Origin of the sequence: Paracoccus saliphilus, assembly GCF_028553805.1 — a bacterium.
Taxonomy (GTDB): Bacteria; Pseudomonadota; Alphaproteobacteria; order Rhodobacterales; family Rhodobacteraceae; genus Paracoccus; species Paracoccus saliphilus.
On record NZ_CP067140.1, the window covers coordinates 2,667,581 to 2,680,728 of the forward strand.

Below are 13,148 nucleotides of genomic sequence, written 5' to 3' on the forward strand. Positions count from 1 at the left end.
ACCCAGATATACGACGCGGCTGCGAGCAAGTTTGGTTCGAATTTCGTTTCCATCAATCCGCAAGAGCGAGAATCGCGGTCACGTCCAGATGTGCTTCAAGATGCTCGGCCAATTCATCCAGCGTCTGCTCCACCCCGGTCTCGTATCCCGGCTGCGATGTGACGCCCAATCGCTCCAGATAGGCTGCGCGGAAGCGGTCATCGGCAAACAATCCGTGCAGATAGGTGCCCATGATTCGCCCATCGCGACTGACAGCACCATCCGGGCCGGGCACATGCGCGAAAGGACGGTTGCAATCCGGGCCGGTGCTCTGCCCCATATGGATTTCATATCCCGAGACGGGATGCCCAAGGGCTTCGCCGTTCACGCGGACCAACCGCTTGGTTTCTGCCATCTCGGTTTCGATATCGAGCAGGCCAAGCCCTTTCGTCCGGCCCGCAGCCCCGTCCGTGCCAAGTGGGTCGCGGATCACCCGCCCCAGCATCTGGTATCCGCCGCAGACACCCAGCACATGCCCCCCCCGCCGGACATGCCCGGCAAGATCCTGATCCCAGCCCTGTGCACGCAGAAAGGCCAGGTCGCCAAGGGTCGATTTCGTCCCGGGAATAATCACCATATCGGCATCGCCCGGGATCGGCTTCCCGGGCTTCAGCATCGTCAGGCGCAATCCGGGCTCGGCCGCCAAGGGGTCGAGATCGTCGAAATTGGCGATACGGGACAGGGTCAGGCACACGACATGCAGCCCTTCCCCCCGCGACATCCGCAGATCGACCGCATCCTCGGCCGGCAGGCGGTGGGCACCGTCGAACCACGGCACCATACCGAATCCCGGCCAGCCCGTTCGAGCCTCGATCAACCGGAAGCCATCATCGAACAGTCGTGGATCGCCACGAAACTTGTTGATCAGAAAGCCGCGGATCATCGCGGCATCCCGAGCCTCGATCACCGCCTGCGTTCCCACGATCTGCGCGATCACCCCACCTCGATCGATATCGCCCGCCAGCACGACCGGCACTCCTGCCGCGCAGGCGAAACCCATATTGGCGATATCCCGAGAACGCAGGTTCACCTCGGCCGGGCTGCCCGCACCCTCAACGATCACAAGATCATGCGTTTTCGCGAGGCGATGGAAACTGTCCAGGACACCCTGCAGAAGCCGGGGCCTGAGTGCCGCGTAATCTCCTGCCTGCGCCCGGGCAATGGCATGGCCGTGCAGAATCACCTGCGCTCCGGTATCCGTTTCAGGCTTGAGCAGGACCGGATTCATGTCAGTCACCGCCTCCAATTCGCAGGCACGCGCCTGCAACGCCTGCGCACGGCCGATCTCGCCGCCATCGACGGTAACCGCAGCATTGTTCGACATGTTCTGCGGCTTGAAGGGTGCAACCTTCAGCCCCCTGCGAAGAGCCGCCCGGCAAAGCCCCGCGACCAGCATCGATTTCCCAACATTCGAGCCGGTGCCCTGAATCATCACCGCGCGCGTGTTCTTGACCGGCATGGGACACTCCGCTTGCCATCATCTGCATGGATGACTAGATAGGCCCGTCCGCAAATGAAAGGCCGAATTCCGTGCAAAATGTCGTGCTGACCATTCACCTGATCCTGGCGGTCCTCTTGACCGGGGTCGTACTGCTGCAACGCTCCGAGGGCGGCGGGCTCGGAATGGGCGGCGGCAGCGGCGGCGGAGTCATGTCCGGTCGGCAGGCTGCCAATGCAATGACCCGGCTTACATGGATTTTCGGCATAGCGCTGTTCGTGACTTCGATCAGCCTGACGATCATCGCGGCACGGCAGACCTCCAACAGTTCGATCATGGATCAACTTGGCGTTCCCGAATCGCAACAGGGTTCAGGCCAGGAACAAAGCCTGGAATATACGCCTCCGCCTTCCGGGGCGGGCGACGATCCCTTGACACCGCCTGCACCTGCCACCTCCACGGTGGATGGCGATGCGGCGGAAGCGGATGGCGCTCCGGCGGCACTCACACCGCCTGCACCCGAACCCGCCGCAACCGAGGAGTCGGCGACGGACGAAGCCGTCACCCCCCCAACCGAGAACGGCACAACGACCGAACCCGCGACTGGTGGCGAGGCCGATGGTGCCGCATCGGAAAACGGCGAAACGGCCGGATCAGAGAATTCGCAACAGTCGAATTAAGATCACACAATAGATAGGGGCAGAATAAATCTGCCCTACATCAACTTGCGGTCCATTGCGGCCACGGGGCGAATCGCTTATAACTTAAGTCCCGTGATGCAGGCTGTTCGACGGCCCGCAAACATACCGAATTTGTACATCACGGGGGCTTCCATGGCGCGTTATATCTTTATCACCGGCGGCGTGGTTTCGTCCCTCGGCAAGGGGCTGGCATCCGCCGCGCTCGGGGCGCTGCTGCAAGCCCGTGGTTTCACCGTTCGGCTGCGCAAGCTGGATCCCTATCTGAATGTCGATCCCGGTACGATGTCGCCATTCGAACATGGCGAGGTCTTTGTCACAGATGACGGGGCAGAGACGGATCTGGATCTGGGTCATTACGAACGCTTCACCGGGGTGTCGGCCCGCCGCACGGATTCCGTCAGCTCGGGACGTATCTATTCCAATGTGCTGGAACGGGAACGCCGTGGTGAATACCTAGGCAAGACCATTCAAGTCATTCCCCATGTAACAAATGAAATCAAGGACTTCCTTGCCATAGGCGAGGACGAGGTCGATTTCATGCTCTGCGAGATCGGTGGCACGGTCGGCGATATCGAGGGCCTGCCCTTCTTCGAGGCGATTCGCCAGTTCAGCCAGGACCGTCCGCGTGGACAATGCATCTTCATGCACCTGACATTGCTGCCATGGCTGGCGGCATCCGGAGAACTGAAGACCAAGCCGACCCAGCACAGCGTGAAGGAATTGCGCTCGATCGGGATCGCGCCCGATGTCCTGGTCTGCCGCTCGGAGCAACCGATCCCTGAAAAGGAGCGCGCCAAGATCGCGTTGTTCTGCAATGTCCGCCCCGATGCCGTGATCCCGGCCTATGACCTGAAAACGATCTACGAAGCCCCCCTCGCCTATCATCGCGCCGGACTGGACCGGGCGGTTCTGGACGCGTTCCAGATCAGCCCCGCCCCGCGCCCCGACCTGTCACGCTGGCAGGATGTGATGGATCGGCTTGAACATGCAGAAGGCAAGGTCAGGATCGCGATCGTCGGCAAATACACCCAACTTGAGGATGCCTATAAATCCATCGCCGAGGCTCTGACTCATGGCGGCATGGCGAATCGCGTCCGGGTACGCACCGAATGGGTCGACAGCGAGAAGCTGGAAGGCGACGGCATATCCCTGCTCGACGGTTACCACGGAATCATCGTGCCGGGCGGCTTCGGAGAACGCGGCACCGAAGGCATGGTCGCCGCCGCCCGCTATGCACGCGAGAAGAAAGTGCCATATCTGGGCATTTGCCTGGGGATGCAGATGGCAGTGATCGAAGCGGCGCGAAATCTTGCGGGCATGCCCGATGCAGGCTCGGAGGAATTCGATCACGAGGCCGGCAAGACGCGGTTCACCCCGGTGGTCTACCATTTGAAGGAATGGGTGGAGGGCAATTACACGGTTCAGCGCAAATTGACGGATGACAAGGGCGGGACGATGCGTCTCGGCGCGTATACCGCCATTCTGGCGCCGGATTCCAAGGTTTCGGCGGCCTATGGCGGCGCATTGCAGATCGAGGACCGTCATCGCCACCGCTATGAGGTCGACGCGACCTATCGCGAGGCGCTGGAGAAGGTCGGTCTGTCATTTTCGGGTATGTCGCCGGATGGCAAACTGCCCGAAGTCATCGAATATCCCGATCATCCCTGGTTCATCGGCGTGCAGTCGCACCCTGAACTGAAATCCAAGCCATTCGATCCGGCGCCGCTTTTTGCCGGTTTCGTCAGGGCCGCAATGGAGGAAGGCCGGCTGGTGTAAACCAACCGGCCCCGTCGTTCCACGTTCGATCCCGCGCCGGCGCAATTTCCGCGCCGGTCATCATTGGTTAAGCGGCCTCGCCTTGTGACGCGTCGCCGAGTTCGATCAAGCGCAGCACATGGTCATTGTGATCACCCAACTGGTGGTCGATCATGACCAGGCGCTTGGCGTAATGCGCACCGGGATATTCCCAGGTCATGCCGATACCGCCATGCATCTGGACCGCCTCTTCCGAGATTTTCCGGCCCATCCGCCCGATCAGGTTCTTGGCCATCGATACGTTGCGCGCCTGGTCCTTCGCGCCGAAACCGGCCACCGCCGCGATGGTGATCGAACGGCATTGCTCCAGCTCGACCAGCATATCCACCAAGCGGTGCTGCAAGGCCTGGAAACTCGCGATGGGTCGACCGAATTGCTGACGCTGTCCCAGGTAATCCTGCGTCAGGTCGATCAAATGCGCCATCGCACCCACCGCCTCGGCGCAAAGGGCGATACGACCCATATCCAGCGCGTCCTCCAGTTCGGACCGGCAGTCCGAGGACAGGCACTCCGCCTTCAGCTCATCCATCACCAGATCCGACACACCGCCGCCATCGACCATCGTGGCAGAAATCAGCTCAGGGCTGTTGACGAGGAACAGGCCAATACCCACCTCGGTTCGCGCCGCAACCAGCAGATGGTCAGCACCCGGCGCGCCATAGATGGCGGATTTCCGACCCGACAGCCGCCAATCATCACCGTCTTGCCGCGCCTTTGCCTCGAGATGCGACAGGTCGCAGGCAACATTCGGTTCATAAACGGCCAGGGCGGTGCGTGCCGTGCCCGCCACCATCGCTTCGACCAGATCGTCACGGCCAAGGCCCGCCAGCAGGCGCACCCCCATCAGCGCGCCCAGCAGAGGTTCTGCGCATAAACCCCGCCCGATCTCCTCGAAGATGACCGAGACATCCTCGGCGCTGCCACCGAAGCCGCCCTGTTCTTCGCTGATGAAGGCACCGACGATGCCAATTTCCGCCAGCCCGGCCCAGGTCTCGGGTGAATGCCACGGTTCGGCATATACCTGCGCGTTGCGTGTCTCGATATCGTAATTGTCGGTCAGATAGCGGCGGAGGCTGTCCGCCAGCATCTGGTGGTCCTCGGAAAGATTGAAGTCCATGGGATCACCTCCGGTACAGCTCTTTGGCAACGATGTTGCGCTGGATTTCATTCGAACCGCCGAAGATCGACAGCTTGCGATTGTTGAAATAGGCGGGGGCCGCGCGGGCGGCTTCGACCGGCACGGTCAATTCGTTCTCGGACAACTCGTCGGCCATCGGCGCGGCCTGCGGCCCGAGAGCCGAGCGATACAGGTCCTGGATCGCCTGCCGCACCTGCGTGCCCTTGAGTTTCAGCATCGAGCTTTCGATACCGCCTGCCGCCCCGCCCTTCGCATTGGCCAGCATCCGCAGATTGGTGATCCGCAATGCCTCCAGCTCGATCTCGATCTCGGCGGCACGGGCGGCATAAATCGGATTGTCGGCGATCTTGCGGCTGTCGCGGGTGATTTGCCCTGCCAGGCGATGAAAGCGCTCCATGTCCTTGATCGAGAAACCGGTCCCAGCGATATTGGTGCGTTCATGCGTCAGCAGGTATTTGGCGATGGTCCAGCCCTGATTTTCCTCTCCCACCAGGTTGGCGGCGGGGACGCGGGCATCGGTGAAGAACACCTCGTTCACCTCGTGCCCGCCCTCGATCAGCCGGATCGGGCGCATCTCGACGCCCGGTGTGTCCAGATCGACCAGCAGGAAGCTGATCCCCTCTTGCGGCTTGCCCTCGGTCGAGGTCCGCACGAGGCAGAAAATCTTGTTGGCGTGCTGGCCAAGCGTGGTCCAGGTCTTCTGCCCGTTGACCACGTAATGATCGCCGTCACGCACCGCGCGGGTCTTGAGACTGGCCAGATCGGACCCCGCCCCCGGCTCGGAATAGCCCTGGCACCACCAGTCGCTTCCATCCAGGATCCGGGGCAGGATCTCGCGCCTCTGCTCTTCGGTGCCGAATTTGAGCAATACCGGCCCCAGCATGTTCAGGCCGAAGGGCACCAGACGCGGGGCACTGTGCAGCGCACATTCCTCGGCAAAGATATGGCGCTCGACGGCGCTCCAGCCCGGGCCGCCATATTCCTCGGGCCAAGTTGCCGCCAGCCAGCCGCGCTCGTGCAGGATCGCCTGCCAGCGCAGCAGATCCTCTTTCGAAAGCTCCTTGCCCGCGGCCACTTTCTCGGACAGTTCTTCGGGCAGGTTGTCTTTCAGGAACGCACGCACCTCTTCGCGGAACGCGCGCTCTTCGGAAGTGAATTCGAGGTCCATCCGTTCATTCCTTGTTCAAATCGGCAAAGCTGCGGCCAGAATCGGCCAATTCGCGCAAGAGCGGCGGAACCTGCCAGTAATGCGCGTCTTCCTTAGCATAGGTCTCGATCCGCTCGATCAGCGCCTTGGCTCCGATCCGATCGGCATAGTTGAGCGGCCCGCCCAGATGGCGCGGGAAGCCATAGCCGAACAGGAACACCGCATCGACATCGACGGGGCGCTGCGCGATCCCTTCCTGCACGACGCGGGCGGCTTCGGAAATCATCGCGGTCATGTAGCGGGCGGTGATATCCTCGTCGCTGAATTCGCGTGGGGTTACACCCGCGGCCTTGCGCTCGGCTTCGACGATGGCGACGGCATCGGGGTTCGGCTTGCGCGTCTTGGGATCGTCATAGAGATAATAGCCGCGCCCGGTCTTGCGCCCGAACCAGCCATTCTCGCAGATCCGGTCGGCGATGGTGACATAGCGTTCCTCGGCCGGCCGGTCCGGTGCCTTGCGCTTGCGGGTGGCCCAACCGATATCCAGCCCGGCCAGGTCGCCCACGGCAAAGGGCCCCATCGCGAAACCGAAATCCTCCAGCGCCCGGTCGATCTGCTCGAAACCTGCGCCGTCCAGCATCATGTAATCCGCCGCCTTGCGGTAATGGGCGAGGATGCGATTGCCGATGAAACCGTCGCAAACGCCCGAGCGCACTGCGACCTTCTTCATCCGCCCCGCCAATGCCCAAGCGGTCGCGACCACCTCGGGTGCGGTCTTGTCCGCCACCACGACCTCGAGCAGCCGCATGACATGGGCGGGAGAGAAGAAATGCAGCCCGATCACGTCCTGCGGGCGCGAGGTCATGTCGGCAATCGCATTCACGTCAAGATAAGAGGTATTCGTGCCAAGAATCGCGCCGGGTTTGCAGATCCGGTCAAGCTTGCCAAAGATCTCGGCCTTGACCGACATCTCCTCGAACACCGCCTCGATCACCAGATCGACAGAGGCGAGGCTTTCCAGATCGGTCGTTGCATTCAGGGCCGCCAGTGCCTTATCGCGTCCCTCCGCCGTCATCTTGCTGCGCTTCACTGCGCCATCAAGGTTCTTGGTCACGGCGGCCTCCGCCGCCTCGGCCCGCTCGGGTGCCATCTCGATCAGCGTCACCGGGATGCCGGCCTGAAGCAGAGCGGTTGCGATGCCGACCCCCATCGTACCGCCGCCGATCACCCCGGCGGTCTCGACCTTGCGCGGTTCTGCCTGCGCCTCGGGGATACGCTTGACGGCACGTTCGGCGTTGAAGGCATGGATCAGGCCCTGCCGGTCGGGGCTGTCCATCAGTTCCATGAACAGCGCCCGCTCGGCTTTCAGCCCTTCGGCGAAAGGCTTGGCGATTTGCGCGACGGCCTCGACCGCCTTGATCGGCGCGGCCAGCGCCGGGCGTTTCTTGCGCAGGCGCTCAGTAGCGGCCTCGATCAGCGCAGGGTCCAGATCGACCGCGATTTCCGCGGTGCGCCGTGTTGGCAGCGAACCGTCCAGAGCCGCCTTCGCCCCGGCCAATGCGGCTTCGCGCGGGGCGGAATCGTCAATGCGATCCACGATCCCCAGATCCTTCGCCTCATCAACTGGAACCCGACGGCCCGAGCTGATGATATCGATGGCTTTCTCAACCGCGATCAGGCGCGGCAATCGCTGCGTTCCGCCCGCGCCGGGCAGCAGGCCCAAACTCACCTCGGGCAACCCGACCCGCGCGCCGGGCAGACCGATCCGCGCATGGCAGGACAAAGCAAGCTCCAGCCCGCCGCCAAGGGTCGTGCCATGCACAACGGCGATCACCGGCTTGTCGCTGGCCTCGATCCGGTCCAGCAGATCGGGCAGTCGAGGCCCCACCGGCGGCTTGCCGAATTCGCGGATATCGGCCCCCGCCGACAGCGCACGCCCCTCGCCATGGATGGCGATAACCCGGATCTGCGGATCGGCATTCAGTTTGTCGATTGCATCCGACAGCCCCTGCCGCACAGCTGCCCCAAGCGCGTTGACCGGGGGATTGTTCAGGCAAATCAGCCCGATATCGCCCTCGGTTTCGACGCGCACCGGCGTTACTTCACTCTGGCTCATATCTGATCCTCCAATTCCTGCCGCGTTCAGGCCACGCGCTCGATGACCATGGCGATACCCTGCCCGACACCGACGCACATCGACAGGCAGGCATAGCGCCCGCCACTGCGTTCCAGCTGCCGCATCGCGGTCAGGATGATCCGCGCGCCCGAGGCGCCAAGCGGGTGGCCAATCGCGATCGCGCCACCATTCGGGTTCAGGCGGCTGTCGGACGGATCCAGTTCCAGTTGCTTGCAGCAGGCCAAGACCTGGCTGGCGAACGCCTCGTTGATCTCGATCAGGTCCATGTCCTGCATGGTCAGGCCCGCGCGTTCCAGCGCCTTGGGCACGGCGAAGCCCGGCCCGATCCCCATGATCCGAGGTGGCACCCCGGCAATCGCGCCCGACACGATCCGCGCCCGGGGCTTCGGTCCCAGGTCCTTGGCCCCCACCAAGAGCGCCGCTGCACCGTCATTGACGCCCGAGGCATTGGCCGCCGTCACCACGCCGCCCTCGAAGATAGGCTTCAGCGACGCCATCTTTTCCAGCGTCGTCTCGGGGCGGGGATGTTCATCTGCATCGACCACGGTCACAGCGCCCTTGCGGCCCGGGATTTCGATGGGCAGGATCTCGTCCTTGAAGAAACCATCCGCCCGCGCCGCCTCGTATTTCTGCTGACTGGCATGGGCGAAGGCATCGCTTTCCTCGCGCCCGATCCCGTAATCCTTTGCCAGGTTATCGGCGGTCTGCGGCATGGTGTAATCGCCGAATTCCTTGGCGAATTGCCTGTTCGGGAAGCGGGTGCCGATGGTCGAATCGTAAATCTTGGGCTGACGGTCCCATGCGCTTGGAGATTTGCCCATCACGAAGGGCGCGCGCGTCATGCTCTCGGTGCCGCCCGCCAGGTAGAGACCCGCCTCGCCCACGGTGATCGAGCGTGCCGCATCCAGCGCCGCCGCCATCCCCGAGCCGCAAAGCCGGTTGACGGTCAGCCCGCCTGCCTCTTCGCGCACGCCGCCCAGAAGCCCCGCGAAACGCGCAACGTTGCGGCTGTCCTCGCCCGATTGGCAAACATTGCCGAGGATCACATCCTCGATCCTCTCGACCGGCAGATCCGAGCGTTCAACCAATGCGCGGATGACCTTGGCCGCCAGATCGTCGGGGCGAACCGCCGCCAGCGCGCCCGCGTGACGCCCGAAGGGGCTGCGCAAACCGTCATAGATATATCCTTGAAGCATGGTCATCCTCGTCCTCTAGGTTTCGTCCAGCTCTGCCCGGAAATGTTCGAGCAGCTTGTTCTTCAGAATCTTTCCCGTCGCCGCCTGAGGCAAGGCTTCAGTGATGATCACCCGTGCGGGCACCTTGTAGGGCGCCATCCGTTCGCGCACCCAATCCCGCAATTCGGCCTCGGTCACCTCGTCCTGCGCAGTCACGAAGGCCAGCACATCCTCGTTGCCCTGCCGCGCGCGCCCGACCACGGCGCAAAGCGCCACGGCGGGATGGGCGGTCAGCACTGCCTCGACCTCGGGCGGGTAGATATTGAAGCCCGAATGGATGATCAGTTCCTTCAGCCGCCCGGCAATATGCAAAGTTCCGTCGGCCTCCTGTCGCGCCAGATCGCCGGTGCGCAGGAACCCGTCCTCGGTCAGGGTGGCATGAGTGGCCTCCGGGTTGCGGAAATAACCCTTCATCACGTTGGGGCCGCGCGCCCATAGCTCGCCCACGCCATTCTCGTCGGGTTCGTGGATCACCACCTCCATCCCCGGCACCGGCAAGCCGACCGCCGCATCGTTGCGCGGGCTCTCGATCCGCGTCGTGGCAATGCCCGGCGAGGCTTCGGTCTGGCCATAGCCGTTATGCAGGACCTGCCCGAATATCCGCTCGGCCCGCTCCTTGAGGCTCAGGTCCAGGGGGGCGCCGCCCGCATAGATATAGCGCAGCCGATGCTCGGGCTGTTCGATGCCAAGCTCTTTCAGGCGCCGCAGCAGGGCGGCGAAAATCTGCGGCACTGCGGGCAGGATGGTCACGTCCTTTCGGATATGGCGCAGCACCTCGTCGGCATCGAAGCGCGGCATGGCGATCAGCCGCGATCCGCCCATCAGCCCGGCCAGGAAAACCGAGGTCAGCCCGAAGATATGGGTTCCTGGAATGACTGCCAGCGTCGTGTCCTCCGGCCCGATCCGGCGCAGCCCGGCCGAGGTCCGGCACATGAACAGAAGGTTGCCATGGGTCAGCATCACCCCCTTGGGCTCTCCGACCGTGCCGCTGGTATAGATCAGCGCGGCGGTCTGGCCGGGGCCGTCCTCGACCGGCTCGGGCATTGCCTCGCGCGGGGGAGACACCAGCAGGTCGCCGCAGCGCATCTGCCCCAGTGACACAGCATCCAGCCGTTCGGCATGCGCCCTTGCCGCCGCCGATGCCTCGGGGGTAAAGATGGCGCAGCGCGCATCCGCGACCTCTGTCAGCCGGTCCAGTTCGGCAGGGGTCAGCCGGGCATTGGCCAATGTCGCCCAGGCATCCAGATGGCTCAGGGCAAGCATCGCGGCCAGATAGGTCACGCAGTTCTCGCTGACCACCAGCACCCGATCGCCCGGACGCACCCCATGATCGCGAAGCTTTCCGGCAATCGCCGTGACGAGTTCGCCAAGCTCGGCATAACTGTATTCGCTGCCGTCATGATCGACGATGGCGGTTTGGCCGGGTTCGCCCTGCGACAGAACTTCGTGGATACGTCTCAATACCGGTCTCCCTTCCCCAAGCTTGCCTATCTGTTCCATCACGGTTGCTCCAATTCCGCGACCACGGGACGGCCGCGACGATAGGCCACGAGGATCGGCGGGACCGCCAATGCCGCGCCGATGGCCGCTGTCGTGCCGAAGCCGATCCCGGCAAAGGGCATCGCCGGCAAGGCGAACAGGAAACCTCCCAGGCACAGCATGGCGCGCAGCAGATAATCCCCGCGCCCCGCCAGCGACCCGGCGGCCACGACATAGCCCTGCAGGCCCATGCCGATCAGCCCGACCCCGAGCACCGCGCAGACCAGCGCCACCACAACCTCGAGCGCGGGGGCGTTGCCGATCAGCGCCGGGTTCAGCACGAACAGGAAGGGCACGATATAGATGATGCTTCCAAGCCGCATCGCCTCGAATCCTGCCTTCATCGGACTGGTGCCCGCAAGCGTCGCGGCGGCATAAGCACCAAGGGCGACAGGCGGGGTGATGTAGCTGACCATGCCCCAGTAGAGGATGAACAGATGCACCGCCAAGCGGTCCAACCCTCCCGCTTCCAGCGCCGGGGCGAGGACAATGGCTAGGAAGATGTAACAGGCCGTCGCCGTCATCCCCATGCCGAAGATAAAGGCCGTCAGCGCGCCCATCACCAGCAGGATGAAGACATTGTCCCCGGCGATGAACAAGAGTTCGTTCACCAGCGTCCCGGCAAGGCCGGTGGCCGAAAAGGAGCCGACGATCAGCCCGACGCCAAGGATGACCGCGGTCAGCTCGGCAAGGCTGGAGCCGACGCCCATGACGATCTCGACCAGCTTGCGCCATGTCATGCGGCTGCCGGGAAGGAACTGGTTGATCGCCAGAAGCAGCAGCACCGAATAGAAGGGCGCCCTGGTTTCCTGCCGCAGCACGACCATCATGAATATCAACAGCGCGAAGACCAGCACATAGGGCCAGCCCTTGCGCAGCGTATCGCGCAACGCCGGAACCTCGCCCCGCGGTAATCCCTTCAGGTTGCGCCGGGCCGAATAGGCGTCGATCTGTGCAAACAGCGCCAGGTAGAACAGCATCGAGGGGATGGCGGCGGCGACGACGATCTCGGCATAGGGAAGCGACAGGAAGGACGCCATGACAAAAGCCGTCGCCCCCATGATCGGCGGCATCAGCACGCCCCCGGTCGAGGCGCAGGCCTCGGTCGCGGCGGCGGTCTTGGCGGAAAAGCCGGTGCGGCGCATGGTCGGGATCGAGACGGTGCCGGTGGTCAGCACGTTCGAGATGACGCTGCCCGACATAGATCCCATGAAACCGCTGGCGAAGATCGAGACCTTGGCGGCCCCGCCGCGATAACGTCCCACCAGCCCCAGGGCGAGATCGTTGAAGAAGGCTCCGCCGCCCGTGTGCTGCAGCACCGATCCAAAGATGATGAAGCCGATCACCACCCCGCCGAATGCCCGCATCGGGATGCCGAATATGCTTTCCGACGAAAAGACATGGTAGGAAAAGGTCTCGCTCAGCGTGCTTTGAAAGCCCGAGAACGGTGCCGGGACATGCCCGGCAAAGCTGGGATAGAAGGCGACGAGCGTCACGACGATGGCAAGCACCAGCCCTCCGGCGCGGCGGGTTGCCTCAAGAACCAATCCGGCGAACAGGAATGCCACCCATTGCGCGGCGACCGGCGCGGCGAATTCCCAGCCCTCGTTGAGGTTCTGCTTCGCCGTCACCGCGATATAGGCCCCTGCCCCCAGCGAGGCGGCAGCAAGTAACCAGTCAAGCGGCGAGACCGATCCGAAACGCCTGCCGCGGATGTCGAACACCAGGAAGGTGGCCGCCAGAAACAGCGTGGCGAGAATGTTGAGATAGCGACCTTCCAGCATCACCAGGCCGAAGGGCCTGATATTGAACAACTGGTTGATCACCAGCAGGATCGCAGTGACGGTCAGGACGAGCAGGGAGATATGGCGGGGATTCCGATATCCGCCGTCGGATGTTTTTTCGGGGTCTTCCAAGACAGTATCGGCTGGTTGCACGCGGACCTCCTCTCCAGGCGCG

At 63.4% G+C, this 13,148-nt stretch carries 9 protein-coding genes; 2 read left to right on the forward strand and 7 right to left on the reverse strand.

Translation table 11 applies throughout. From position 1 onward, the window contains the following. Positions 1-52: 52 nt before the first annotated feature. Entirely contained in the window at positions 53-1,498 is a 1,446-nt protein-coding gene (locus tag JHX88_RS12830; RefSeq protein WP_076523214.1) for a cobyric acid synthase, read from the reverse strand. A gap of 71 nt (positions 1,499-1,569) precedes the next feature. Here JHX88_RS12830 and secG point away from each other — a divergent pair, with 71 nt between their 5' ends. After that, positions 1,570-2,157 carry a preprotein translocase subunit SecG gene (secG, locus tag JHX88_RS12835; protein ID WP_076523216.1) on the forward strand — a complete coding sequence of 196 codons (588 nt, stop codon included), beginning with the start codon at positions 1,570-1,572 and terminating at the stop codon, positions 2,155-2,157. 153 nt (positions 2,158-2,310) lie between these two features. Next, positions 2,311-3,954, forward strand: coding sequence for a CTP synthase (locus JHX88_RS12840; RefSeq protein WP_076523218.1), 1,644 nt, complete (start codon positions 2,311-2,313; stop codon positions 3,952-3,954). Positions 3,955-4,021: 67 nt separating this feature from the next. Here JHX88_RS12840 and JHX88_RS12845 read toward each other — a convergent pair whose 3' ends face one another. The 6 genes from JHX88_RS12845 to JHX88_RS12870 are packed head-to-tail and all read right to left on the reverse strand — an operon-like array spanning position 4,022 to position 13,126. After that, entirely contained in the window at positions 4,022-5,110 is a 1,089-nt protein-coding gene (locus JHX88_RS12845) for an acyl-CoA dehydrogenase family protein (RefSeq protein WP_076523220.1), read from the reverse strand. 4 nt (positions 5,111-5,114) lie between these two features. Further along, positions 5,115-6,299 carry an acyl-CoA dehydrogenase family protein gene (locus JHX88_RS12850; protein WP_076523222.1) on the reverse strand — a complete coding sequence of 395 codons (1,185 nt, stop codon included), beginning with the start codon at positions 6,297-6,299 and terminating at the stop codon, positions 5,115-5,117. Positions 6,300-6,303: 4 nt separating this feature from the next. Next, positions 6,304-8,394: a 3-hydroxyacyl-CoA dehydrogenase NAD-binding domain-containing protein gene (locus JHX88_RS12855; RefSeq protein WP_076523224.1), complete on the reverse strand. Its 2,091-nt coding sequence runs from the start codon at positions 8,392-8,394 to the stop codon at positions 6,304-6,306. 26 nt (positions 8,395-8,420) lie between these two features. After that, positions 8,421-9,611, reverse strand: coding sequence for a 3-oxoadipyl-CoA thiolase (locus tag JHX88_RS12860; RefSeq protein ID WP_076523770.1), 1,191 nt, complete (start codon positions 9,609-9,611; stop codon positions 8,421-8,423). 15 nt (positions 9,612-9,626) lie between these two features. Beyond that, positions 9,627-11,111: a class I adenylate-forming enzyme family protein gene (locus JHX88_RS12865; RefSeq protein WP_176011391.1), complete on the reverse strand. Its 1,485-nt coding sequence runs from the start codon at positions 11,109-11,111 to the stop codon at positions 9,627-9,629. A gap of 38 nt (positions 11,112-11,149) precedes the next feature. Next, positions 11,150-13,126: a TRAP transporter permease gene (locus tag JHX88_RS12870; protein ID WP_076523228.1), complete on the reverse strand. Its 1,977-nt coding sequence runs from the start codon at positions 13,124-13,126 to the stop codon at positions 11,150-11,152. Positions 13,127-13,148: the final 22 nt, after the last annotated feature.